At 65.7% G+C, this 24,072-nt stretch carries 26 protein-coding genes and 1 pseudogene; 6 read left to right on the forward strand and 21 right to left on the reverse strand.

The window, feature by feature from the left end; genetic code table 11:
- Nucleotides 1–2 precede the first annotated feature (2 nt).
- Genes VSX60_RS08955 through parA form a run of 5 tightly spaced genes read right to left on the reverse strand, consistent with a single transcriptional unit; the run spans nucleotide 3 to nucleotide 2,342 of the window.
- A complete protein-coding gene (locus tag VSX60_RS08955) occupies nucleotides 3–353 on the reverse strand; it encodes a DUF736 domain-containing protein (RefSeq protein WP_327623810.1) in 351 nt (116 codons plus the stop codon).
- Nucleotides 354–395: 42 nt separating this feature from the next.
- Complete coding sequence (locus VSX60_RS08960; protein ID WP_327623811.1) at nucleotides 396–941, reverse strand: S26 family signal peptidase; 546 nt, start codon at nucleotides 939–941, stop codon at nucleotides 396–398.
- Nucleotides 938–1,456 (reverse strand): DUF2840 domain-containing protein, encoded by a 519-nt coding sequence (locus VSX60_RS08965; RefSeq protein WP_327623812.1) that lies wholly within the window; start codon nucleotides 1,454–1,456, stop codon nucleotides 938–940. Before VSX60_RS08965 ends, VSX60_RS08960 begins: the two co-directional genes overlap by 4 nt.
- Complete coding sequence (locus VSX60_RS08970; RefSeq protein WP_327623813.1) at nucleotides 1,453–1,707, reverse strand: hypothetical protein; 255 nt, start codon at nucleotides 1,705–1,707, stop codon at nucleotides 1,453–1,455. Before VSX60_RS08970 ends, VSX60_RS08965 begins: the two co-directional genes overlap by 4 nt.
- On the reverse strand, nucleotides 1,704–2,342 hold the full coding sequence (parA, locus tag VSX60_RS08975; protein ID WP_327623814.1) for a ParA family partition ATPase: 639 nt from the start codon (nucleotides 2,340–2,342) through the stop codon (nucleotides 1,704–1,706). The genes VSX60_RS08970 and parA overlap by 4 nt, the downstream gene beginning before the upstream one ends.
- A gap of 84 nt (nucleotides 2,343–2,426) precedes the next feature.
- Between parA and VSX60_RS08980 the strand changes: the two genes are divergently transcribed.
- The 4 genes from VSX60_RS08980 to VSX60_RS08995 are packed head-to-tail and all read left to right on the forward strand — an operon-like array spanning nucleotide 2,427 to nucleotide 7,315.
- Entirely contained in the window at nucleotides 2,427–3,263 is an 837-nt protein-coding gene (locus VSX60_RS08980; RefSeq protein WP_327623815.1) for a TnsA endonuclease N-terminal domain-containing protein, read from the forward strand.
- Nucleotides 3,260–4,936, forward strand: a complete 1,677-nt coding sequence (locus VSX60_RS08985) for a Mu transposase C-terminal domain-containing protein (protein WP_327623816.1) — start codon at nucleotides 3,260–3,262, stop codon at nucleotides 4,934–4,936. The genes VSX60_RS08980 and VSX60_RS08985 overlap by 4 nt, the downstream gene beginning before the upstream one ends.
- Entirely contained in the window at nucleotides 4,933–5,829 is an 897-nt protein-coding gene (locus tag VSX60_RS08990; RefSeq protein WP_327623817.1) for a TniB family NTP-binding protein, read from the forward strand. The genes VSX60_RS08985 and VSX60_RS08990 overlap by 4 nt, the downstream gene beginning before the upstream one ends.
- Nucleotides 5,816–7,315: a TniQ family protein gene (locus tag VSX60_RS08995; RefSeq protein WP_327623818.1), complete on the forward strand. Its 1,500-nt coding sequence runs from the start codon at nucleotides 5,816–5,818 to the stop codon at nucleotides 7,313–7,315. Before VSX60_RS08990 ends, VSX60_RS08995 begins: the two co-directional genes overlap by 14 nt.
- 31 nt (nucleotides 7,316–7,346) lie before the next feature.
- On the opposite strand, the gene VSX60_RS09000 is transcribed toward VSX60_RS08995, so the two are convergent.
- The 9 genes from VSX60_RS09000 to VSX60_RS09040 all read right to left on the reverse strand — a co-directional run bounded on the left by VSX60_RS09000 (nucleotide 7,347) and on the right by VSX60_RS09040 (nucleotide 12,268).
- On the reverse strand, nucleotides 7,347–8,417 hold the full coding sequence (locus VSX60_RS09000; RefSeq protein ID WP_327623819.1) for a replication initiator protein A: 1,071 nt from the start codon (nucleotides 8,415–8,417) through the stop codon (nucleotides 7,347–7,349).
- Between the two features lie 20 nt (nucleotides 8,418–8,437).
- Nucleotides 8,438–8,719: a helix-turn-helix transcriptional regulator gene (locus VSX60_RS09005; RefSeq protein WP_327623820.1), complete on the reverse strand. Its 282-nt coding sequence runs from the start codon at nucleotides 8,717–8,719 to the stop codon at nucleotides 8,438–8,440.
- A gap of 139 nt (nucleotides 8,720–8,858) precedes the next feature.
- On the reverse strand, nucleotides 8,859–9,362 hold the full coding sequence (locus VSX60_RS09010; RefSeq protein WP_327623821.1) for a DUF2285 domain-containing protein: 504 nt from the start codon (nucleotides 9,360–9,362) through the stop codon (nucleotides 8,859–8,861).
- The gene (locus VSX60_RS09015) at nucleotides 9,310–9,630 is read right to left on the reverse strand and encodes a transcriptional regulator domain-containing protein (RefSeq protein WP_327623822.1); all 321 of its coding nucleotides are present in this window, start codon (nucleotides 9,628–9,630) and stop codon (nucleotides 9,310–9,312) included. The genes VSX60_RS09010 and VSX60_RS09015 overlap by 53 nt, the downstream gene beginning before the upstream one ends.
- Nucleotides 9,631–9,750: 120 nt before the next feature.
- Nucleotides 9,751–10,014 carry a DNA -binding domain-containing protein gene (locus tag VSX60_RS09020; protein WP_327623823.1) on the reverse strand — a complete coding sequence of 88 codons (264 nt, stop codon included), beginning with the start codon at nucleotides 10,012–10,014 and terminating at the stop codon, nucleotides 9,751–9,753.
- Between the two features lie 132 nt (nucleotides 10,015–10,146).
- Nucleotides 10,147–10,401 (reverse strand): helix-turn-helix domain-containing protein, encoded by a 255-nt coding sequence (locus VSX60_RS09025; RefSeq protein WP_327623824.1) that lies wholly within the window; start codon nucleotides 10,399–10,401, stop codon nucleotides 10,147–10,149.
- A 193-nt stretch (nucleotides 10,402–10,594) separates the two neighbouring features.
- On the reverse strand, nucleotides 10,595–10,915 hold the full coding sequence (locus VSX60_RS09030) for a DUF736 domain-containing protein (protein WP_327623825.1): 321 nt from the start codon (nucleotides 10,913–10,915) through the stop codon (nucleotides 10,595–10,597).
- Between the two features lie 603 nt (nucleotides 10,916–11,518).
- The gene (locus VSX60_RS09035; RefSeq protein ID WP_327623826.1) at nucleotides 11,519–11,959 is read right to left on the reverse strand and encodes a hypothetical protein; all 441 of its coding nucleotides are present in this window, start codon (nucleotides 11,957–11,959) and stop codon (nucleotides 11,519–11,521) included.
- A gap of 141 nt (nucleotides 11,960–12,100) precedes the next feature.
- Nucleotides 12,101–12,268 (reverse strand): hypothetical protein, encoded by a 168-nt coding sequence (locus VSX60_RS09040; protein ID WP_327623827.1) that lies wholly within the window; start codon nucleotides 12,266–12,268, stop codon nucleotides 12,101–12,103.
- A 333-nt stretch (nucleotides 12,269–12,601) separates the two neighbouring features.
- On the opposite strand from VSX60_RS09040, the gene VSX60_RS09045 reads away from it, so the two are divergent.
- A complete protein-coding gene (locus VSX60_RS09045) occupies nucleotides 12,602–13,162 on the forward strand; it encodes a flavin reductase family protein (RefSeq protein ID WP_327623828.1) in 561 nt (186 codons plus the stop codon).
- 11 nt (nucleotides 13,163–13,173) lie between these two features.
- On the opposite strand, the gene VSX60_RS09050 is transcribed toward VSX60_RS09045, so the two are convergent.
- From VSX60_RS09050 to VSX60_RS09070, 4 genes and pseudogenes are all read right to left on the reverse strand, one after another.
- The gene (locus tag VSX60_RS09050; RefSeq protein WP_327623829.1) at nucleotides 13,174–14,112 is read right to left on the reverse strand and encodes a DUF2493 domain-containing protein; all 939 of its coding nucleotides are present in this window, start codon (nucleotides 14,110–14,112) and stop codon (nucleotides 13,174–13,176) included.
- Between the two features lie 364 nt (nucleotides 14,113–14,476).
- Nucleotides 14,477–15,520: a DUF7146 domain-containing protein gene (locus VSX60_RS09055; RefSeq protein ID WP_327623830.1), complete on the reverse strand. Its 1,044-nt coding sequence runs from the start codon at nucleotides 15,518–15,520 to the stop codon at nucleotides 14,477–14,479.
- Nucleotides 15,517–19,967, reverse strand: a pseudogene (locus tag VSX60_RS09060) (strawberry notch-like NTP hydrolase domain-containing protein). The gene VSX60_RS09055 and the pseudogene VSX60_RS09060 overlap by 4 nt, the downstream one beginning before the upstream one ends.
- A 98-nt stretch (nucleotides 19,968–20,065) precedes the next feature.
- Entirely contained in the window at nucleotides 20,066–20,374 is a 309-nt protein-coding gene (locus tag VSX60_RS09070; RefSeq protein ID WP_327623832.1) for a DUF4326 domain-containing protein, read from the reverse strand.
- A gap of 328 nt (nucleotides 20,375–20,702) precedes the next feature.
- On the opposite strand from VSX60_RS09070, the gene VSX60_RS09075 reads away from it, so the two are divergent.
- Nucleotides 20,703–21,059 carry a hypothetical protein gene (locus tag VSX60_RS09075; protein WP_327623833.1) on the forward strand — a complete coding sequence of 119 codons (357 nt, stop codon included), beginning with the start codon at nucleotides 20,703–20,705 and terminating at the stop codon, nucleotides 21,057–21,059.
- A gap of 4 nt (nucleotides 21,060–21,063) precedes the next feature.
- Here the strand turns inward: VSX60_RS09075 and VSX60_RS09080 are convergent, their stop codons facing one another.
- The 3 genes from VSX60_RS09080 to VSX60_RS09090 all read right to left on the reverse strand — a co-directional run bounded on the left by VSX60_RS09080 (nucleotide 21,064) and on the right by VSX60_RS09090 (nucleotide 23,979).
- Nucleotides 21,064–21,312, reverse strand: a complete 249-nt coding sequence (locus tag VSX60_RS09080; RefSeq protein WP_327623834.1) for a DUF6117 family protein — start codon at nucleotides 21,310–21,312, stop codon at nucleotides 21,064–21,066.
- Entirely contained in the window at nucleotides 21,309–21,728 is a 420-nt protein-coding gene (locus tag VSX60_RS09085) for a hypothetical protein (protein WP_327623835.1), read from the reverse strand. Before VSX60_RS09085 ends, VSX60_RS09080 begins: the two co-directional genes overlap by 4 nt.
- Before the next feature lie 118 nt (nucleotides 21,729–21,846).
- Entirely contained in the window at nucleotides 21,847–23,979 is a 2,133-nt protein-coding gene (locus VSX60_RS09090; RefSeq protein ID WP_327623836.1) for a ParB/RepB/Spo0J family partition protein, read from the reverse strand.
- Nucleotides 23,980–24,072 lie beyond the last annotated feature (93 nt).

Consider the following 24,072-nt stretch of genomic DNA (forward strand, 5'->3'; position numbering starts at 1 on the left):
CGTCACTCCCGCTCGCCGCGCTTGGGCGGACGATTCCAGTGCAGCGACCACGATGCTTTGTCGGCGTCGGATCGGAACAGGTTGGCGCGGACCGGCTGCATGAAGACGGGATCGTCGAACAGCAGCGAGAGGTATTCGCCGGCCTTCTCTCCGGTGCGCTTCCAGGCGGCTCCAACCTCTGGGCCCACCTCAGCGCCATCGCCGTCGTCGCCGAGATGAACGCGGTAATCCGGCGCATTCTCGGCATCCGACGGATCGGCCGGAACGAGGGTGAGCTGCACGTCGAGGGTGAGCGTGCGAAGGTGGCCTGAATATCCGGACTTCGTGCGGGTGAACTCTCCGATCTGTGGCATTGGTGGTCCTTTCTGCGGTGGGGTTGATGAGATCCGGCGCGATCAGCGGGTCGGAGCGCGCCATTCGTAGCGGCCAGTCCCGTCCTCGTCGGTCCAGAGCGGGGTGGCGCGGCCGATGATCGAGCTGGCTTGAATCGGCCCGAAGTAGCGGCCGTCGAGGCTGTCGCGGACGTCCCAGTTCATGAGGAAGACCTCGCCGCTGTGGATGCGGCGGCAGCCCCGCCAGACCGGCAACGGTCGGCCGAGCCGGTCGCGTTCGAGCGCCGTACCCATCGCGTTGCCGTCGACGGTGATGGCGCCGCCGGTGCGGCAGACTTCTTGCCCGGGAAGGCCGACGACCCGCTTCATCAGCGGCACACCGCGCGGCAGGTATCTGCGTTCAGCCAGGAAGCCAGCGAGCGGATCGGGCGCGTCCACGGCGACCAGGTCCGTGACTTCGAGGTGCTCGGCCGGATGGATCGCGTAGAGGCCGATCGGCGTACTGGCCGATGCGTTCCAGATCAGCCTCGGCGCGACATGGACAAAGGACAGTCCACCGATCGCGAGCACGCAGAAGTACGTCGTCATGACGTAGCCGAAGCGGGTCATGGCGCGACCCTCCGGCGCTGGAGCCAGGCGTCATGGCGCTCGCGGGTGTAGGCGCGCGGTTCATGGCCTGCGCTCAGACGGTTGTGGACGTGTCGCCAATGATCGGGCGCGGCGTCGATCGGATCGATGCCGAGCGCCTCGATGGCGTCGATGAACTGGAGCACCCGCTCGACCTTCGGCCAGCCCTCGACCTTGAGCAGGATGTCGCCGCCAGGTCGGACGAACGGCAGCGTCTGGAACGGCTCGCCGGATCGAACCGCGCGCACGATGTCGATGCGCGAGATGACCGTGCCGAAGTCGTTCGCGGCCCAACGGACGAAGGCGAAGGTCGTGTTCGGGGCGAAGCCGACGATGCGCCTGCGCCGGTCGAGGATCTGTTCGTGAACCTCGCGGCCGAACCTGATCCAGTGCTCGATCTTCTTTTCGAGCCAGGTCAGTTCGACGAGTGTGGTGAAGGGTGCGGCGACGGCCGGCAACGGGCCGCCGCGCACGCGGTGGGCCGCGTTGCCGGTCATGGATTATCTCCTTGGCTCTCGGGAAATTCGCGGGCGAGCAGGTCGCGCAGCATGTCGGCGACGGTGACACCACGCCCAAAAGCGGTGATCTTGATGCGGCCGCGCAACTCCGGCGTGACGTCGATCGTCAGCCGGGCGGTGAACGTCGAGGCGTCATCGCTTCGGCCCGGCGCCGTCTCGGATTCCTTTATCCAGTCCTCGGCGGTGCCGGGACGTGCGGCGAAGCCGCGCTTCGGGGATCGCCCGTTCATGGCGCGGTCCTCCCGACCTCGGTGGCGAAGATCGCGATCTCGCGTGCTGCCGGGCTGTCCTCGTCTGTTTCAAAGACGAGGCGGCCCGATCGCGCGGCATCGGCGAAGGCGACGCGCTGGCCGATGGTCGTGGCGAGCACGGGCGGATCGTGATCGGCCAGGGTCTCGGCCGTTTCGCGCGCGATGACGGTGCGCGTGGCGCAGCGATTTAGCACGAAGCGGGCGGCGAGCTCCGGACGGTAGATCAGCGCCTCCCGGATCAGCGACAGCATCTCGGCTGACGCCCAGCCATCGAAGGGCGACGGTTGTACGGGGATCAGCGCGAGATCGGCGGCGAGCAGCGCCGAGCGCATCAGCCCAGCGATACGGGGCGGCCCGTCGATGACGACGTGATCGGCGTCACGCGCCAACTCGGGCGCTTCGCGATGCAGCGTGTCACGCGCCAGGCCGACGACGCCGAACAGCCGCGGCAGACCTTCATGCGCCCGCTGTTCAGACCAGTCGAGCGCCGAGCCCTGCGGGTCGGCATCGATCAGCGTGACGCGCTTTCCCGTTCTGGCCCATTGTCCGGCGAGGTGCAGCGCAAGCGTCGTCTTGCCGACGCCGCCTTTCTGATTGAGGAGGGCAACGATCATTGTGCCCCCCGAGATTTCCGGTCGAAGGGCAGTTCGGGGAACGCAGGGGTATCGGGGCGGGCGGCACCGGATTTACTGAAAGACGTGGTGCGTTTGAGCTTGCCAGGTAGCTTCGATGTTCTGGCGTTACTGCCACTGTCGTTTTTCCTTGAATCCGATTCTGGGCGGCGCTGGATTTTCGAGTCTTTGCACGACTTTCTGCATGGTGTGATTTCCCTTGAATCATTGACTGGCTCCTTAAATCGTGGACTGGCTGCAGCGGCTGGGCGTAGACTCACCTCGCACGATGGTGAGTCGGAGGGATCGATGAGACGCATCCCGCTCAGTCGGCGTTCGCACATCACAGGCTTTCGGCCGGTTGATGGAGAGGCGGTCGAGCACGAGAGTGCGCTCGAACGGGATTTCGTGCTGCTGACGAACTTTCTCGACGCCGGCGCCGTGATTGCCTCGCAGCCGATCACAATCGAGTTCCAGGATGGCGCACGGCTGCGCCGATACACGCCGGATTTCCGCGTGATCTGGAGCGACGGACGCTCAGAGTTGGTCGAGGTAAAGTACCGCGTCGATCTGCGCGCCCAATGGGCGCGACTGCGGCCAGGCTTTGTTGCGGCGCGGGCGATGGCGAGAAAGAACGGCGGACGTTTTCGCATCGCGACCGAGCGCGGCATCCGGGGACCTCTGCTCGACAATGCCAGACGGCTGCTACCGCTACGCAAAGCGCCACTCGATCCGGCAACATCCGAACGCGCTTTGGGAGCCGCGCGAACGCTCTGCGAGCCGACTTTCGGGCGTATCGTCGATGCGATGTCCTGCGACCGTGCGATGGCGCTGGGTGTGGTTTGGCGGCTCATCGCGCGGGGCGTTCTCAAAGTCGACCTCACCGCGCCGATACACCCCAATTCTCCGGTGAGATTGACGTGAGTGGCGCGGTCGACACGCCCGATCTTGCGGACGTTCCCTTTGCTGATTGGCATGAGGCGCGTCGTCGTTTTGAGGTGATCAGTGTTCTGGCAAAGGCACCGGAGCGGACGCGAAGCGATGCCGAGGGGGCTGCTCGGACGCTCGGCTGCAGTGCCACAGTCGTTTATCGACTGCTGTCGCGCTATCTCGCCGACCCGCGTGTAACGAGTCTCCTGCCAGGCCGCCGCGGACGGCGACAGGGCCAGCTTTTTCTGCCTGCAGAGGTCGACGAGGTGGTGCAGGCCGCCATTGACGGGATCTTTCTCAGCCGTCAGCGGCCCCGAGTCAGCGATCTGGTGACCGAAGTGCACCGGCGCTGCCGGACGCTGGGACTGCCGAAGCCAAGCCGCAAGGCAATCAACCTGCGGATTGGACAACGTGCGTCGGTCGAGGTGTTGGCAAAGCGATCCGGCGGCAAGGCCGCACGTGATCGCTTCGGACCAGCGACGGGTTCTCTGACGGCGCCTTGGCCACTCGCACTTGTTCAGATAGACCACACGCTGGTAGACGTGATCGCGGTCGACAGTGTCACACGACAACCGATCCAGCGGCCGTGGTTGACCATTGCAATCGATGTCCACTCGCGCTGTGTCGCGGGGTTCCATTTGGCGCTCGAACCGCCATCCGCCACGTCGGTCGCGCTGTGTATCGCCCATGCCGTTCTGCCGAAGGCCGGCTGGCTGATGGCGCGTGGTGTCGCCGGAGATTGGCCTGTCCAGGGGTTGATCGAGCGGTTGCACCTCGACAACGCCAAGGAGTTCCATTCCGAGGCGCTGAAGCGCGGCTGCGAGCAGTATGGGATCGCCGTCGACTATCGTCCGGTAAGGACGCCGCACTATGGCGGCCATATCGAACGGCTGATCGGGACCATGATGGGCAAGGTTCACCTCTTGCCTGGCACCACTTTCTCGGATGTTCGTGCCAAGGGAGATTGGAAGCCGGAAGACACGGCGGCATTGACGCTTGACGAGATCGAACGCTGGCTCGCCCACGCAATCGTCGGTGTTTATCACCACGATTTGCATCGCGGGATCGGCACGACGCCGGTCGCGGCCTGGGAGCGCGGAATCCTGGGCGATGGACAGGTCTCGGGCCGGGGCATGCCAACCGCAATCGACGATCCGCGCCGCTTCCTGATCGACTTTCTGCCGATGGAGCGGCGGCTTGTCCGCCGCGAAGGCGTGTTCCTGCATTCGATCGGCTATTGGGCCGATGTGCTGCGCACCTGGATCGGCGAGCGGGAGCGGATGATCGTTCGGTACGATCCACGCGATCTCAGCCGGGTCCATCTGCTCGCACCCGACGGACGCTACTATGACCTCAGCTATCGAGATCTGCGTCGGCCGGCGATCAGCCTGTGGGAGCATCGACTGGCGCTGACGCGGTTGCGGGACGAAGGCCGTGCCGAGATCAACGAGGACGCTATCTTCACAGCAATTGACGCAATGCGCGGTATTGCGGAGCGCGCCAGCGCGGAGACCAAGACTGCGCGTCGTCAACGAGAGCGGCGGCTTCGCCTTGATGGCGTGGTGACAGAACGGCGTCCAGCCGCCAGCGCGGTTGAATCCGCTCCAACGATCGAGCCCCTGCCCGCCGATCAGCGGTTGTTCAAGAACGTGGAGGAATGGACATGAGCAATCCCTCCTACCCGCATCTGCTGCCGCAGGTTCGCGCGCTCGCCGATGCGCCTGGCGAGATTCGCATCCAGCGCATCCGCGCAGATCGGTGGATCGGCTATGCACGGGCGGAAGCCGCCCTGGCGGCGATGGACGATCTTCTGACGTTCCCGAAGCGCACCCGTATGCCGAACTTGCTGCTGGTCGGCCCCAGCAACAACGGCAAGACCATGATCGTCGAGAAGTTCAAGCGCGCGCATTTGCGCGATACCGTCGATGCCTCGGAGGGTGCTATCTCGGTGCCCGTCTTAAAGGTCCAGATGCCGCCGGCGCCGGACGAGCGGCTGTTCTTTGCTGCCGTGCTGGAAGCGCTAGGCGCACCCGATCGCAACCATGATCGGCTGGCGGTCAAGCAGGATATGGCGATGCGGATACTGCGCGCGACGGATGTGCGGCTGCTCGTCATCGACGAGGTCCACAACATCTTGTCGGGCTCGCGGGCGCAACAACGTCGCTTCCTCAACCTGCTGCGCTGGCTCGGCAACGAGCTACAAATTCCGCTGGTAGCCGTCGGAACCGCGGAGGCGTTGCGCGCAATCCAGAGCGATGACCAGCTTGCCAACCGGTTCACGCCGTTCGGCTTGCCGCCATGGCGGTACGATGCGGAGTACCTGCGGCTCCTCAACACGCTGGAGGCGATGCTGCCGCTGCGCGAACGGTCGGGCATGGAAGAACCGGTCTTCGCGCAAAAGCTGCTAAGCGCCGCGGAGGGCATCCTCGGAGAGGTGGTCAGCCTGGTCACGACTGCCGCGGTGGCGGCCGTTGCCGCCGGCGAAGAACGCATCCGCATCGAAAAAATCGACGACATCGGTTTCATTCCTCCCACGGAGCGCCGACGTGTCGCCGGCTGATATTTACGAAGTCGAGTTTCTCGATGCGGAGATAGTCAGCGCACCGCGGTCGCTGCCGGCACGGATTGCACCGATACCGGACGAAGCGCTGGCGTCCTGGTTGCTTCGGTTCGCCGAACCGTTCGGTGTCTCGCCGGAAGCCTTGTTGCTTGGTGATGGTGAGATCGGCTTGACGAGGCACCCGGATTGGTGGCGCAAGCCCGATCCCCTCGTCGTCGCGGCGCTTGTGCATGGCACGGGGGTGTCGGGAGAGCTGATCCGTTCGCTCAGTTTCAACGATTGGGCTGATGACGGGCACGACGACGCTGTGCCGGAACGGTTTAGCCGTCAGCGCTTCACGGCTGAACGGCCGTCGCACCAAACGGGCCGCATCGGGGTCTGTCCCGATTGTTTTGCCGAAGACGAGGCTCCCTATGTCCGGCGTACATGGACACTCGGATGGTTGGCCGCATGTCCAAGACACGGCACGCTGTTGGTGCGAGCCTGTCCCCAATGTGGAGCGAAGCTGCGCCTGCCGGCATTGTCGTGTGGTGAGCACTTTGCACCGGATCGCTGTCGGCGCTGCGCACATCGGTTGACCCGCATGGCGACCCTGCTCGCACCGGAGCCGGTCTTGCGGTTTCAGCGGCGCATGATCGAAAGCCGACCAGCCGGTGTCGTGGATTTGCCGGAGATCGGCAAAATCGGCTGGCCTGTGGCCGCGGCTCTGTTCGACGCATTGCTGGGCACCGTGTGGATCGACACCAAGCAGGCTGCCCGCGACGTGCTCTTTGCGCGGATCGCTCGCGATCTGAGCGCAGCGCCGTTGGGAGAACCGGCCGACAGCTATCAGAGTCTGGCGATCTTGGCATGGATGTTCGAGGCGTGGCCGGCACGAACGCAAGCCGCACTTGCAATGTTGCACGCCGTGCGCCCGCGCCGGCAGATGCTGCGCTGGCCCAATCTTGATCCAGCGACACGCGATAAGGTCGGGGCGTTGTTCCTGACGGCTTGGCCGGATGAGCGGAACGACGGCGAACGCGGTTGGTGGCGTGCCTGGATCGATAACTTGCCCCAGACAGGCGAAGAGCTGCGCGCGCAAGCTGTCCGTGAGCGGCTGCCACATCGTCGCGCCCGACTCATGGCGATCGCAGATGTACGCGAGGGTCTGTCCGTCGAGGCCGCCGCCGAAGTCGCCGACGTTCTCCCGCGAACTCTGCATCGCTGGATCAAACGCGGCGCGCGGGGCGGACTCGAAGCTGCACTCGAACGACCGAGTGGACAGCTTTCCGGATTGCAGGCCGCTCAGCTGGCCGAGTGGATCGCCGCCGCCTCGCCCGATGAACCGCGCTGGCGGGTAAACCGTGTGCAGAACGAAGCACTGCGGCGCTTCAGGGCCGAGATCACGATCTATGTCGCGGATCGGCTGTTGCGCATGCACGGTCCATGGAGACGTCGCAGGATTCTTTTGAGAAGGAGGCTCACCGTTGCGCCGGTCTACGATTAAAGGGACACCAGTCCACGATTTAAGGAGCCGGTCACTCATTTTCGGCCCCCAGTCCACACATTTGGGGAAACCGACAGCCACCTTCGGCGGAGTTTTCAACAACGCCGCGCGCTCTATAAGAGTTAGATTCTGTGTTAGATTCTAAGTTAAGGGCGCGATTTTCGCTTGCTGTCGAAGGGCTTAACCCCTGTTTGGGTTCCCGATAGCACGAGCCTGCGGTTCCCGATGGCACGATAGTGCGGGTTCCTGATAGCACGAGGCCGTCCACAGGTTTTCCACAGGGCGATGGCTCGAAAGCGAGCAGCACCCGGCCGCCGATCTCAACCTCGATGAACAGGGTGTATCCGGGCAGCGGCTGGCGGCGGACGATGTCACGCAGCTCGAAGGCAAATCGCTTGAAGGGCGAGAGGCTGCCGGACTTCAGGTAGAGATGGCGGAAGTCGAAGCGCCAGCCGGCGCGCTGGCGGCCGCCATGCTTGCGCACGATCCGATAGAGCCAGCGATCGAGCCCGCCCGTCAGCGAAAAGTAGTCGCGGTCGATCGTGAGCACGAGGGCATCGTCGAGGACTGCCTGGTAGAACCAGTCGGGGACGATCAGTTCGATGCCGGCGGGACGGCCGCGCGGGTCCGTGCGCTCGACCCATTCGTTGATCCAGGAGAAGCGGTGCCGGCGACCCTCGGCGGGCTGGCGGATCGTCGTCGCCACCGTTGTCGATTGCAGGCGATCGAGCGCCGCCTTGAGGCGCTGGTAGTCGCGAGCGCCGACGCCACGTCCGATGAAGGTGAGGATTTCGTAGGGTGTCGCCGCCATTAGGCGCGAGGTGCGCAGCCCGGCGTCGCGCGCCTCGACGAGCTGGCTCGCGGCCCAGATCAGGATGTCGGCGTCCCAGATGGTCGCCATGCCGTGATCGGGCACGGCCTCGACGCGGATGGATACGTCGCCGGCGACGAAGTCGATCGGCTGGGTCCGATGGGATTTGGAGAGGCTGAAGAAGGGATAGGCCATGAGATCCTGCGCGTCTCGGGGTGCGAGATCGCCGCCGCGCGCACGGAACAGTTCGAGCTGTCCGCGTTCCGACAGGGGGCGATGGCGCACCGGCATTGAGGGAACCGCCGCGACGGTCAGCGGGCGTGCCGGCCGGCAAAGGCGGGCGGCACGGTCTCGTGGCGCTTGGCGGGCAGGACGGTGCCGCGAGGATCGGAGGTCGAGGTGACGGCGCCGCGGTCGGCCCAGGCCTGCAGGTCGTCGATCGCGTAGACGACGCGCCCTCCGAGCTTGCGATAGCCGGGGCCGGTCCCGTAGGTCCGGTGCTTCTCCAGGGTGCGGCCGGACAGGCCCAGGAATCGGGCGGCTTCGGGAGTACGCAGGTAGCGTGGCGGCAAGCCGGTGAGATTAGGGGACATGATCGGGCCTCCGTGGGGTTCGTTGAGGCCGCTGGCGATCAGCGGCGGACGAAGGTCACGGTGGCGGAGAAGCGCCGCGCGGGGGGATGGCGAAGAAGGGCCAGCTAAATTCGCACCCCCTGTCGGGAGACAATGCGTGTCAGGACTTGCGGCGATGGCGCAGAAGTTTGCGATAGCCGCCGGCGATCATGGCGAGGCCGTCCTTGACGAGGTCGATGGTGCTGTCTCGCAGCGCCGAGGTCTTCCAGGGATCGGCGGCTATGCGCGATGCGCCGAAGATGATGTTGGCGATCTCGCGGTAGCTCGCCCCGTTTGTGCTGCCGTCGACGGCTTGCAGCATGTGACGCAGCCGTCGGCGCTGTTGAGCCGTCAGGCGCGTATCGGGGAGGAAGGGGCGATGGTGCAGCACGCGCCAAAGCCGCGTAACGGCGTCGATGCGATCGAGGCCGTCGGCGTCGAGCGGAACAAGTGCCGCGAGCGGCTGATCGGGCTGAGCGTTGCCGAGCAGGAGAATGGGGATCGCCGCGGCACCTTCGCCATGGACCAGGCTTAGCCCATCTTCGCTGAGGCGCGCGCTGGCAATATCCAGATCAGGTGGGGCAGCGTCTTGCATGCCCGGCAATGGCGGGATCGCGGCGAGCATGACTGTGCCTGGGTCGGCTTCCGGCGCCCAGAACACCGTCGTTTCGGTGGCGCTGAAAGTTGGGCTCACAAGGAAATTGCAACCCCCAGCGCATCCGCACCATCTTCGTCAGGCGCTGACGGTCCGTGTCGGGGCGTTCGACTTCAGCGTAGTCGCGCTGATAGCCGGCATTGCGGCGCAACCATTCCCAGGCGAGATCCGGGGCGACGAGATCGTCGACAAAGTCGTATATTGGTGACGACCTCCATCGGGATGTATCCAGAGCCATCTGCGTCTCCTCCAGACTCGCATGTCACGAGCATGTGTGGACGCACACGATTCCCGGTTGAGAAGGGTCCGTGAACTATCGGAGCCGGCATCGCGCGATGCCGCGGCGGCATCGCCCGGGTCAGTGACTGCCTTCGTGAACGAGCTGACGATAGCCGCGCTCGGTCATCCAGCGGGCGCGGGCGAGATGGGTGTTGTGGATGAGACGGGCGCGCTCCGGCTCTCGGTCTGGGTCGATGCCGAAGAGGATGGGCACCGCCTCGCGCCAATCCGCACCGTCGGCATCCGCGTCGAGCAGGCGCAGATAGAGTTTCATATGCGCGCGATCGTAGCTTGTGAGCGACGGGCTCTCCGGTGGCTGGTCCAGGAAAGCTTCTTGTGTCACGCCGATCCTCCGCAGCTAATCATAACTGCTTCTGCATCCATTGTTAACCATATTGGGTTTGGCGTGCAGTGAAAGGTTCGGAAAGATATCGCGTCATGCGCGGAGCATCGCCACCCTGGTCCGTGCGAGAGGCTAGGACGAGCTGAGGGAATCCACCTTCGAATGAACAAGCATCACTCCTTCCCCCTGGTCGGAGGTCATGAAGACGATGCCGCTGCCCTCAAGCGTCCGGCGCACCTGATCGCGCGTTGTCTCGTACACCTTGACGTCGCTTTCCGACTCAAGGCGCTTCAACGCGGTCAGGGATACCAGGGCCTTTTCAGCGAGCGTCTCCTGCGTCCAACCAAGCAACGCGCGCGCGGCCCGCGTCTGTCGGGCGGTGATCATGCATGATCACCTCCTACAAACCCAAATACGCACGCCAGAACTACGGCTAAAATAGTCGTTCTTGGCCGATTTGGCGAGAGGAAAGTGCCGCACAGAGCAGGTATTTGGCTAATCACAGCCGAACTGATTCGGTCGCCCGGCAAAGAGCTTGGCCCCGCCCGGGGGTATCCGGGCGGGGCGTTGCTGTGGCGGCTTATTCGCCCCGGCGGCTGGGGCGGGACCAGATGAGGCTGTAGCCTTCGTCCTCGTCGTCGAAGAGGTTGGCGTAGATCGGAGCGTTGAAGCTCGGATCGTCCAGCTTCACACCCAGATAGTCGCGGCCCTCGGTGGACCGCTTGGCCCAGGCGGCGCCGATTTCCGCGCGGCCCACGAAGATCCGGTGGGAAGGGGCGTTCTCGCTGGCCTGGCTGGCCTCGGGGACGATGCGGACGCCCTTGGCCTGGACGCTCAGGGTGACGATCTCGCCGACGAACTCGTTGGTGCTGGTCTTCTTGAAGGTGCCGATGGTGGCCATGATAAGTCTCCGTTGCTCTCTGTTTCGAGCCCGCGCCCATCGCGGCCTCGATGGCGATCGGCAGGCCGGAGGCGATCGACGGCGCATCGCTTGCGACCGCAGCGTCAGCGGAGGATGGCGACAGGCGACTTTCTTGTTTCGCGAGGAATGACGGCGTAGCCGGCAGGGGAAGAAAGTCGATCGGCGCCGTTGCGTCATAGGCGATCGAGGCTTCAGCCGTCCTTCGGCCAGATCAAGCCGTTGAGAGGCCGCGGGGGAGCGCGCGACCCGACAGAGGACCGTCAGGGGAGACTTGACCCACCGACCTGACCCGAAAGCGGACCTGGCACGCGGCGCGCGTCGGTGGTGCACCCGCTCCCGCCGGAGCCCGCGCCTGCATCGCCCTCTATCCGGCCAGCGCGTCAGACGCTCCCTCGTACCGGGTTGGTAAGCTGGGCACGATGTCGTCGAACGGCCGGGCTTCAGCCTCCACCACTTGCCGCGAAGGCGAGATGTGAAGCGGGTTCGAATCCGATTCATGGCGGCGACAACCATTACGCTTCCCAGGACAGGATGATGCGGCAGCGCGCCTTGTCTGGACATGCCCGTCGCCAGGATTGACGATCAGCGCCGTGCGAGCGCGTGCCCGGATTGACCAGGCGGGGCCATCGCGACCAAGCGCGTCCAGGCTGTTGCGCCAACGGCGACCGCGCCGATCACCGAGAAGGCGATTTGCCAGCCTTCGGAGGGCATGGTGAGTTTGGTGAGGCCGAGTGTGGCGTGATAGCCGGCGACGGCGGCCGGAGCTGCGAAGGCGAGGGCGATCGCCAAGCGGATCCACATCGAGCGGACGGACGTGAAGATGAATTGGGCCAAGCCCCACGTCACCCCGGCCGCAAAGGCGCCGACCAGCACCCCGCCGATGGGTCCGGCGCCGGTGTCGTAGGCCCATAGGCCAACGGTGACGCCGGCAAAGAAGGGCAGCGCGTAAACGGCGAGCGTGAATAGAAGCCAGCAGAAGAAGCCGATGCCGGCGACTGAAGCAAGAATACCGAGGGCGATCATGATGGTGGTCTCCGTGACAAAGGGTCGAACGGCCGCGCCTCCACCACCACCGCGACGCAATGCTGAATATAGCCGAAGATGAGCGGCGGCGGGAGCGGAAATCCGGTGGGACTTCCGCTTCCACGGCGAGGCCGGCCCCGGTCAGGGGGCGAAAGGATCGAACTCGTGCACGATGGCGGCTGTATCGCCGTCGTACTCGTTGGCTGGCATGACGCCGAGGCTGCCGTCGCCGGCCTGGAAGATGATGATGGCGACCATGAGGGTGGTGGCGAGGCTGAATGCGAAGGCTTGTGCGTCGTTGAGGGACATTGTTCCGGCTCCTGTCTTGGAGGCGGGGGGCCATCCCCCGCGCGACAGGCGCCCGATGTGTCCAGCCGAGGGCCGCGATCACCGCGCAGGCAAAGCCGAAGCGGCGGCATGCTCGCATAGCCGACCCTTCACGGGTTGATGGCGTCAGGCCCTCGGCTGGATCAAGGATCAGCGCATTTGGAAGCGGGGGTGGTTTTCCGTCCATCTCAGGAGCCTTGGGGCAGGCCCTCGACGATGCTTCGGTCGGGAGCTGACTTGCCGCGCTCTTGGTCGTGATGCCGCCGTCACGGTTGGCTACAGTATCGGCAAGAACAACGGTGGACAGGACGAGTGATGACAAAGCGATCTGAGAAGAACGACCTGCCGGTGGGCCGGGTACGGCGCTATCTGGAACCGGGTCCGATCGTACTGGTGTCGTCGGCGTGGGAGGGAAAGACCAACATCATGACGCTGGGCTGGCAGACGGTCATGGAGTTCACGCCTTCGCTCGTCGGCTGCATGATCTCGAGCGGCAATCACAGCTTCCAGATGATCAGAAACAGCCGCGAATGCGTCATCAACATGCCGACGACGAAGCTCACGGACACGGTGGTCGGCATCGGCAATACGTCCGGCGCCGAGATCGACAAGTTCACGGAGTTCGGCCTGACGGCCGAGGACGCCCATGAAGTCGGAGCGCCGCTGATCCGCGAATGCCATGCAAGCTTCGAATGCCGCCTGCACGACGATGCGCTGGTCGAGAAATATAACTTCTTCATCTTCGATGTGGTGAAGGCTCATGTCGCGGCGTCGCCGAAACATCCCGAAACGCTGCACTACACTGGTGACGGCGTGTTCATGGTGTCCGGCAAGATCATCAGCCGCCGGTCGCGGTTCCGGCCGGAGATGTTGTGAGATGACGGCGCTCACGCGCCGCCTCTCTTGCGGAAGTCGAACAGCTTGATGCCGAGCTTGCGGGCCTTGTCGGCGAAATTGTCCTGGATGCCGGTGCCCGGGAAGACGATGACGCCGATCGGCAGGACGTCGAGCATGGCGTCGTTGCGCTTGAACGGTGCGGCTTTGGCATGCTTCGTCCAGTCGGGCTTGAAGGCGACCTGTGGCACTTTGCGCGTGTCGGCCCACTTCGCGGCGATCAGTTCGGCGCCCTTCGGCGATCCACCATGCAACAGGACCATGTCGGGATGCTTGGCGTGGACCTTGTCGAGCGTCTCCCAGATCAGCCGGTGATCGTTGACGTCGAGTCCGCCGGTGAAGGCGACCTTCGGGCCGGTCGGAAGCATCACCTCGGTTTCTGCCCGGCGCCTGGCGGTCAGGAAGTCGCGGCTGTCGATCATCGCCGAGGTCAGTGCGCGGTGGTTGACCTTCGATCCGGAGCGCGGTCGCCAGGATGAGCGGGTGTGGCGCTCGAATTGCTCGGCGGCCTGGTCACGCATCAGCTCGAAGGCGTCGCGGCGTTCGAGCAGGGTCTGGCCCTCGGCGATGTGGCGCTCCAGCTCGACCGATTTCACCTCGGAGCCATCCTGTTCGCGTTGGCCGCGACGTTGCGCCTGCTCGTTGTCGTCCAGCTCGCGCTCGATCCGGGCGGTGGCTCGGTGGAAGAGATTGACGGTCGACCAAAGGATCTCGTCGAGGTCGGGTTCGAGGCGAGTTTCAGCCATGCTCGTGATCAGGGCGTCGAAGATATCGGCGATGGCGCCGGCGACGACGTTGCCCTCGGGGAGCGGCCTCGGGTCGGGTTCGTCCTGGAAGGGGCGGTAGCCGTAAAGCTGCAGTTCGGACAGGAGGTGGTCGGTGGGGGATGAAGCATGGTGGGGCTCGTAGGTGTCGTCGAGATCGGCTGTCATGGGGCTCGTCCTTCGTCGGGTGACCGCGACCGCCGCGGCCTTCATGGCGACGAAAGGCGGCGGGCGGCCCCGACCTGCACCCGGAGCGACGCGCAGGGCCGGAGCGTCAGCGGAGGATGGCGAAGGCCGGCTATTTTGTTTCGCGCTGCAAAGCCCGAAGCCGGGGTCCCCGCGCGGCTTGCCGCGTGGGGTGGAAAGGGCGGCGGAAAATAGCCGGGCGCAGCCATTGCCGGTCGGGACTGCTTGCCGCCCCGATCGCCCTCTCAGAAGGCCGTGGTCGCGGCTCTTTCCGATGGCAGGTGGAGGGGCCCATAACCGATGCGAGACACCGGCCACGACCATCACTTCACGTTCCCGTTTCGACCTATGCCGCCATCTGCATGAAGCGGGCGACGTCTTCCGGTGCGATCTGAACCCGCACCGCCGCCCGAAGCGCATCGATGCCGAGCGTGCGGAGATCTTCGTTGAAGTCCCCGAGCCGTGGCGACAGGGTGATCGCCTCGATTCCGACCGCCTGCGCCCGTTCGACCAGGCCTGCCATCGCGTGATCGCCGGCAGGATCGTCGTCGCGAGCGATGTAGAGCCGCCGCAGCGTCGCCGGGAACAGGATGGCGGCGAGATGTGCGGCAGAGAGAGCCGCCGCCATCGGCATGTGGGGCAGTGCCATTCGCAGCGACAGCATGGTCTCGATGCCTTCCCCGGCCGCCATGACTTGCGTAGCGCGGTCGAACCGGACGGCGTTTCCGAGAAGGTCTCCCATCGCCCGCCTCGGCGTTTCGATCGGCGCCTTGCCGCTTCCGTCAGGCGACAGCCAGGTGCGGTGCGCGCCAGTGATCCGGTTGTCGAGATCGGTGACGGACGCGATCATCGCCGGCCAGGTCTCGGTCGGGCTGAAGCTGTCCGGGCGATAGTAGCAGCGTGGATGGAAGCGCAAGGCTCCGGTTCCGTGCAAAGCCGTAATGCCGCGTTTGCGCAGATACGTCTCCACGATGGTGCCCGTAATCGGCTGCGACATGGAAATCAGCCGCCGTGCTGATTCCGGCGATCCCGCCGGTGCGGATGACGGCCGGGGCCGCGGCTGAGGGTCGGGCTCGGGTTGGGGCAGGCTGAGGAAACGTCGGGCCTCGTCGGCGACATCCTTGAAGTCGAGCAGGCCGCAGCTCTCGCGGATAACGTCGAGCAGATCGCCATGCTCGCCCGTGGCGGCGTCGGTCCATTTGCCCGCCGCGCCCTTACCGGACTCGGCTCCCTTCAGCCGGACGAACATTGAGCGACCTGGATTGTTCTGGACGTCGCCGACCAGCCAGTAGCGGCCTTCGCGCCGACCGTTGGAGAGATATTCGCGGCAGACGGCCTCGGCGTTGCGGCCGAGACGTTGCGCGAGATCGGAAGCGTCACGGGCCATCATACCGCCTCCCGTTCGGCGATCCGCGCGAGCGGATAGCGTCCGAGCACTTTCGCCAGAATGGCGGGGCCAGCGGCGTCGGTCGGCACGAACATGCGCAGCTTCCAGGAGATGATCTCGTGGAACAGGCCGTAGGTGCGCAGGCGATCGCGCATCGTGTCGGTGAAGCCGGACAGTTCGATCCGGTTCACGCCCATGACACGGACCCTGCGAAGCTGGAGCCCCTCGGCGAGATCGAGAATCGTCTTGCCATCCATCAGCGCCGTGAAAGCGACTTCGGGGCTCAAGGTGCTGCTGCCCGTTGCCGTCGCACCCGCGACCCACGCGGATGAGACGCGCCGGCCGACGATGCGTTCGCCGGTGTCGGTCTGGAGCCGATAGACGCGTGTCGATTCATTCGGCAGGCGTTTCCAGATTGGCAGTAGCAGCCCGGAGACGACGTGGATGATGCTGTCGGTAAACGTCGGCACCTCGGTCAGCTCCGCCTCCCAGGCGCGAGCGAACACCTGGCGGTCGGCTTCGGCCCAATGGGTCTGCGGCATCATCGCCAGCGGCATGGCGGGATGCTCCATCGGTCGGATGAGCCGGACGCGGCGTTCGACCTCGCCGTCGTCGAGCATCAGGCTGCTGGTCGGAACCTGTACGGCGGCGCGGCCCGACTGCCCATTGATAAGCAGCACCGCTCGGGGATCGGTGAGGTGGTTCAGCGCTTCGTCCAGCGTGACCGGTCGGTTGCGCTCGCGCTGGGTGATGGTGAGAAGCCGGGTATCGGCGGAGGTGCCCGGATGGGTGTAGATCGCCTGACGGTCGGTGACGACGAAGCTCTCGGCGGTCAGGGTCTCCAGCCCGACGTCATAGACGCCCGACGCGATAGCTCCCTCGATGCGAGACGACAGCAATTGCTCGAACGCCGTGAACAGGATGTTCTGCAGGTCGATGGTGAGAGCCAGCAACCGGTTGAGGAAGGTCGTGATCGGCGGCAACTCGTCCTTGATGCCGCTCGAATCCATCAGCGACAGGCCGGTCGCATCCTCGAACATCTGCAGTGAGCAGCCCTCGACCTTGCCCCGGACCAGCAACAAGTAGAGCTGGCGCAGAGCGTCGCGGGCATAGTGGCTCTCCAGATTGTCCTCGGGCCGGAACAGGCCCTGGCCGCCGGTCTGGCGCTGGCCCTTGGTGATGGCACCGAGGGTGTCGAGTCGACGGGCGATGGTCGAGAGGAAGCGCTTCTCGGCCTTGACGTTGGTCGCGATCGGCCGAAACAGCGGCGGTTGCTGCTGGTTCGTGCGATTGGTGCGACCGAGACCCTGGATGGCGGCGTCCGCCTTCCATCCCGCCTCGAGCAGATAGTGAACCCGCAGCCGGCGGTTCTTCGCCGACAGCTCGGCGTGATAGCTGCGCCCGGTGCCACCTGCCTCGGAAAACACGAGGATGCGCTTGGCGTCATCCATGAACGCCTGCGTCTCGGCGAGATTGGCGGAGCCGGCGCGGGTCTCGACCATCAGGCGGTCGACGCCACCGGCGCCGGTCTTGCGGATGATGCGCCGCGAGCGACCCGTCACCTCGGCCACCAGGTCGGTGCCGAAGCGCTGGACGATCTGGTCGAGCGCGCCGGGAACCGGGGTCAGCGACGCCAACCGCTCGATCAATCGGTCACGCCGGGCGACAGCCTCGCGGCTCTCGACCGGTTGGCCGTCGCGATAGACTGGCCGCGATGACAGCTTGCCCTCGCTGTCGGTGAACGGCTCGTAGAGCTGCACCGGGAACGAATGGGCAAGATAGTCGAGGACATACTCCCGCGGCGTGATGTCGACCTGGACGTCGCCCCAATCTTCGGTCGGGATCTCGGCCAGGCGCCGTTCCATCAGCGCCTCGCCGGTGGAAACGATCTGGATGACGGCGGCGTGGCCTTCTTCCAGATCGCGCTCGATCGACCGGATCAACGACGGCGTCTTCATGCTGGTGATCAGGTGGGAGAAGAACCGCTGCTTGGCGCTTTCGAAAGCCGAACGCGCGGCGGACTTGGCCTGCGCATTCAGGGTGCCGGTCGAGCCGGTGATGTTGGCCGCCTGCATCGCGGCGTCGAGGTTGTTGTGGATGATGCCGAACGCCGCGGCATAGGCGTCATAGATGCGGACCTGTTCGTCCGTCAGCGTGTGCTCAAGCAATTCGTATTCGACACCTTCGTAGGAGAGTGACCGAGCCGCGTAGAGACCGAGCGCCCGGAGATCGCGCGCGAGCACCTCCATCGCCGCGATGCCGCCGGCCTCGATCGCCTCGACGAACTCGGCGCGGGTGGCGAAGGGAAAGTCCTCGCCGCCCCAGAGGCCGAGGCGCTGGGCATAGGCGAGATTGTGGACCGTGGTTGCGCCGGTGGCCGAGACATAGACGATGCGTGCGTTGGGCAGGGCGTGCTGGAGCCGAAGGCCCGCGCGGCCCTGTTGCGAGGCGGCTTGGTCGCCGCGTTCTCCCTTGCCGCCGGCGGCGTTCTGCATGGCGTGGCTCTCGTCGAAAATGATCACTCCATCGAAGTCGGAGCCCAACCAGTCGACGATCTGCCGGACGCGCGAAACTCGTCCGTCGCGCGCGTCGGAGCGCAGCGTGGCGTAGGTGGTGAATAGGACACCTTCCGCCAGCCGGATCGGTGTGCCCTGGCGAAAACGCGAGAGCGGCGTGACCAGCAGGCGCTCCATGCCGAGCGCCGACCAATCGCGTTGAGCATCCTCGATCAGCTTGTCGGACTTGGACACCCAGACGGCGCGGCGGCGGCCTTTCAGCCAGTTGTCGAGCAGTATGCCGGCGACCTGGCGGCCCTTGCCGGCGCCGGTGCCATCGCCCAGGAACCAGCCGCGACGGAAGCGGGCGGCGTTCTCGGCGTCGTCGCGCGCGGCCGAGACGAGGTCGAACGTCTCATCCACCGTCCATGATCCGGCGAGATGACCGGCATGGGCCTCGCCTGCGTAGATGACGCTTTCGAGCTGGGCGTCGGACAGCAGGCCGTCGCTGACGACGACGGGCGGCAGGTGCGGCCGGTAGGTCGGCGTCGGCGGCGCGACCGAGGCCATGGCCGCCGACTGCACCAGCTTTGTGGGGTGAACCTGAGAGCCGGGAATACGGATCGCCTGCAATCCGTATTCCTCATAAAGCGCCTCGGTGATCCGGCCATCCTCGACCGGCTTCCAGTCGACGGTCTCATAGGCGAGTTCGACGCCTTCTGGCTCCGCCGTTCGCGCTGTAACGGAGGACGGGCGCATCGCNCCTCGGTGATCCGGCCATCCTCGACCGGCTTCCAGTCGACGGTCTCATAGGCGAGTTCGACGCCTTCTGGCTCCGCCGTTCGCGCTGTAACGGAGGACGGGCGCATCGCGTAGGCGCGCACGGTTCGAGGGATAGCCAAGCCGACAACCGGCGCCACGGTGGCGGCGAAAGGCAGCCTCGGCGGGATATGATCGGCGACCCAACCGAGAAGCGTGGCGACGTCGGGTGCGACGCCCGGTGAAGTCGGGAACACGCTCGCATTGTCGGCCGGAGCCTTGTCGATCACGGTCAAGCGGGTGTCGATGGTTGTGCCGTGTTTGGCGTAGATCGCGCCATCGATCGCGGCCGAGAACACGACGCGCCCGCAGTCTTGCAGCCGAATGAAGGCGTCACGCCAGGACGGGCTGTCGGGCGAAAAGCTCGCCCCGGTGATGGCGACGAGGCGGCCGCCATAGGGAAGGCGCGACAGGGCCGATGCGACATGGCGCGAGGCGGCGTCCGCCATTCTGCCCTCGACATTGGCCATCACCGAGAACGGCGGGTTCATCAGCACAACGCTCGGAGTGACGCCGGCGTCGAGATGGTCGTCGATCTGCGCCGCGTCGAAGCGGGTGACGCCGATGTTCGGGAACAGGTGGCCGAGCAGCCCGGCGCGTGTCTCCGCCAGCTCGTTGAGGACAAGCGATCCACCGGCAAGCTCGGCCAGAATGGCGAGCAGGCCAGTGCCAGCCGAAGGCTCCAGCACGCGGTCGGCCGGTGTGATCGCGGCGGCAACGCTCGCCGCGAGCCCCAATGCGATCGGTGTCGAGAACTGCTGGAACGTCTGGCTCTCCTCGGAGCGGCGGGTGTGGGTGGGGAGAAGGCCTGCCAGCTTGCCGAGCATCGGCAGCATGGCGGTGGGCGACGCGGCTTTGGCGCGGATCGCCGGGCCAAACTTGCGCAGGAAGAGGACCGTCGCCGCCTCGCAGGCGTCGTAAGCGGTCTTCCAGTCCCAGGCGCCGGACGCGTCGGAGGCGCCGAAAGCGGTCTCCATCGCTTTACGCAGCATGGCCGCGTCGATGCGACGGCCCTGTTCGAGATCGGGGAGGATGAGCCGAGCCGCTGCAAGAATGCGAGCGGCGGGGTCAGTGTCGTCGAGCGCCGCGGGAAGGCGCGCGGCCGGAATGGCGGACGCGGCAGTGGAAGAAGTCATCATGGTGTGAAGCCTCGGGAGAGCGGGGACGGATCGAACCGCGGGGCGCTCTCTCTCGACCCCGTCGGCTCAAACCTGTCCCGGCATTCCTCTTCCTCTCAGGCCGCGGCCCTGACGCCGCGCCACCACGCGATCCGCTCGTCGCGGCTGGCATTGGCGAGCCGGCGCAGCAGGTCACCGTGGCAGGCCAGCGGCGCGCAGAAGCAGACGAGATCGCGACCGCGCAGCTCGTCGAGCGCCCGTAGCAGATGATGCTGATCGGCAAGCCAGCGCTCGTGCTTGGCGATGACGGTGGCGCGATCGCCGTCGGGGCCGATGCGGAATGGATTGCCCCACTTGCTGCCCCGGCCGATGTAGACGGCCCCGGCAGGCACGCCGACCTCCCGTTTGTTCAAAACCCTGCACATCGCCGTCACCTCCTGATCCCGTTGCGGCGACCTGTCGGCCGGGCGCGGTCAGGCGGCGTCGGTCACGCGAGACCGGATGGGCGATGCGGTAACGGCTTGCCCGTTGACCGGCGTTGCGCCGCGTCCAGACAAGAGAGCCGTCATGGGATCGAAAGGGAGGCGAGTGTCAGGGCGAGAGCGATAAGCGGCGTGCCGACCAGAAGGCTATTTCTGTCGCGGGCGCATGGCGGTAGACTCGGGCCTTCATCGCAAGGCACGCGCTTCATCCTGCCCTCGGCCGAGTTGCGTCCGCGCCATCGAGATAGGGCCAGTCGCAAGGAGGCGGACTATGAAGGGCAGCGTGATCGCAATTGCCATGGTGGCTCTGGTGATAGGGTTCGGAGCTGGATTTGCTCTACGGCCCGTCCTTGCGCCGGCGGGAGTATCGGCAGCGGCAGCCGCCGGCGTTGCGCAGCCAACGGAAGAGGAAGCGATTGCGGCGGTTCGGCGTCACAAGCTGTTCACGGGCACGTCGCTTACCAGCGCGACGCTGAAACTCGGCGACTGCTCGCCCGGCGGCATTGGGCCGGGCGTCACCTGCATGACGCAACTCACGATGGATGCCAGCAAGCCCAACGCGACGCCGCAGAACCGCCCCGTCGGTTTCGCCCGCGTCAATGGACAATGGGAAGTCGCCGTCTGGTAGCCGGTCAGCCGGGCGCGACGCCGTTGGTCTCGCCGGACGGCTCTGGCGGACGATAAGCGTCGTAGGGATTTCCGTCCGCGAGATGGCCGAACGGTGTGAACACATAGTCGCCGTCGTCCCGACCCACGGCGCAGATCACATAGCGCGGCTCGCCGGTCACGGTGTCCGTGCATTCCATCAGGGCGAGACTGCCGTCTTCTGCCGCGCGCAGTAGCGTGTTGAAGTTGGCGCGGGCATGGTGGGGGATGCTCATGGTTTTCCTCCCTGTCCTGCGTCGAGTATCTCGGCGAGCCAGCGATGCGTGCTGATCCATGCAACGGTCTCGCCGGCGTCGAGATCGAGCACATGCGCGCCGCCTGCGAAGGCGTTGATGCGCGGGCGCGAGCAGGTGTTGGACCATTGAAAGCCCCAACGGCCGGTGAGGCCGAAGGTCTTGGCGCACACCAACACGAAGTCGATGACACGCTGGGGATCGCCAGTTGCCTCGTCCCGCATCCAGAGATGTGTGCCGCCATGCTCCGGCTGGATCGAGAGAAGGAAGCCGTCGGACGGCGGGTCTTCCTCGGCGCCCTCCAAGGAAAGCGCATTGTAGAGATCGAGGGCGCGAGCAGCGTTGTCGGGTGTGCCGACATCGAGCAGGCACGAGAAATGGGTGAAGTAGTCAGCCATCGGAGGGCTCCTGAAACGTCGAAAGCCCGGCTGATCCCTGTCACGCAGGGGGCCGGGCTTTCTGATCGATCTGGTGATGAAAACGAATGCGGAGCGGCCGGAGCCGCCCCGCACAAGGCTACTCGGCCGCGATCATGCGGGTCGGGTCGTCCTCGGTCTCGACTGCCGCGTCCTCGTCATCGCTGGCGAGGAAGTCGGGCAACGCCTCGGTCTCGCCAGTCGGCGTATCGGCAGCGGTCTCGATGTCGGCCAGGCGCAGCGGCTCGGGCAGCCAGCCTGTGCCGTCGAGCAACCGTTCGGCCTCCCGCGCCATGTCGCCCTTCTTGAGGTGATCGATGAGCTGGGCCGACTGCTCGCCCTTCGCCTCGCGCACCGCTTCGAGAATGCGGGGCTTGGTGACGCGGCTAAGATAGTTGTCGACGGTCGGCCGCCAACCAGCGTCCACCATGTCGAGACCCACAGCGCGCGCCAGGCGATCGGCGTGCTTCAGGCGGCGTTCGAGGCCGTGCTGCGAAAGCCCGGCGCCGCCGTAGCGGTCGACCTTCTCGTAGAGCGCGTTCACGCCGTAGGAGACGCAATGCGCGAGCAAGGCCGAGCGACTGGCGTCGTCGAGGCCGACCAGCCAATCCCACAGCGCATCCTCGTCGGCGGGCAGATCGGTCTTCCAGTCGTCCTGCCGTGCGGCGATGGCCTTTGCGGACGGGCTGTCCTTCAGGTCGGCGGCCTGAACGGAGAAGAAGACGTGCCGAACCGAGGCCTCCAGGCATCCACCCGACGACGCGGTACGCTGGAAGGTGTCGAGCACCAGCTTGTGCAGCAGCGCCGTCAGCGCAACGCGCGGATTGGTGGCGAGGGCGTCGCGCAAGGCCAGGGTCCGATGCGCGGTCAGCTCGGTGACCAGACGCTCCGGCAGCGGCTTGATGACGTCGTCATCGTCGTCCTCCGGCTCGACCTGACCGCCGATGGTGATGATCGCGCGCTGGACCATCGGCGTTGACGGGTCGGATGCCTCGGGCAGCGCGCCCTCGGCTCCGGTATCGTCTTCGCCATCCACCGTGACCGGCGCCTCGTCCTCGGGGCGAACATAGCCGCGATCGACAGACAGCTTGCCATCGCCGTCGATGCTGACGAACACGCCGGCACGGACGATGTCGCTGGGGTCGTAGATGACAGGGCGATCGTCGAAGGCGGCCAGCGCCGTCTCGATCTCGCCAAGCCGTTCATCGACTTCGTCCGGCAGTTCGTCGACGCCCTCATATTCGGCTTCGAGCTTGGCGTATTCAGCGTTCAGCGCCTCGATCGTCGCCTGTTCCTCGACGCTGAGATCAGCAGTCGTGCCGGACAGTTCGCGCAGGCCGTGGCCATGTCCGTAGGGCGTTTCAACCGCGACCGAGATCCACTTCCAGCCCTCGGTGGCGATGATCCCGGCCTCCACCTTCAGCTTGTCGGCGACCAGGCGGTCGAGCAGAGCGACATCCTCCAGCCAGCCGCCATCATCGTTCTGGAACAGGTCGCGCATGACGACGCCCCCGGCCTCGGCATAGGCGCCCAGGCCGACGAACTGCGCGCGCTTGTCGGAGGCGCGAACCGTCGTCTCCGTCAGCATGCGACGGATCTGATAGGCCTCCTTGCTGTAAGAGCGCTGGACCACCTCCCAGACCTGTGCCTGACGGGCGTGGTCGTGGGTGACGGTGAACGCCATCAGTTGCTCGAGCGTAATGCCGTCCTCGGCGTAGAGGTCGAGCAAGCTCGGAGCGACGGCGGCAAGGCGCAGACGCTGCTTCACGACATTGACCGGGACGAAGAAGGCCGCTGCGATGTCCTCCTCGGGTTGACCCTTCTCGCGCATCGCCAGGAAGGCACGGAACTGGTCGAGAGGGTGCAGCGCAACACGCTGGACGTTTTCCGCCAAGGAATCCTCCTCGGCCGAGGTGGCGGCATCGGCGGCTTTCGGGATGCACGGCACGGGCGCGGTCTTGGCGAGACGCTTCTGCTTGACGAGGCGTTCGAGCGCCCGGTAGCGGCGACCGCCGGCCGGGACCTCGAACATGCCGGTCTCGGCGCCTTCGGCATCGAGTACCGGCCGGACGTTGAGGCCCTGAAGCAAGCCGCGCCGGGCGATGTCCTCGGACAGTTCCTCGATCGAGACGCCGGCCTTCACGCGCCGGACGTTGGACTGGCTGAGCACCAGCTTGTTGAAGGGAATGTCGCGCGAGGACGACAGGGTGATTTTCTGAACGGCAGTAGCCATCGGGGTAGTCTCCGCGACGGGCGCCGAGAGACTCTCTCTCGACCTTCAACCCGTCACGAAAACCCGTCACTCCTCTCCCTCTCATGGCCGCAG

The organism is Aurantimonas sp. A3-2-R12 (genome assembly GCF_036016755.1).
GTDB lineage: Bacteria > Pseudomonadota > Alphaproteobacteria > Rhizobiales > Rhizobiaceae > Aurantimonas > Aurantimonas coralicida_A.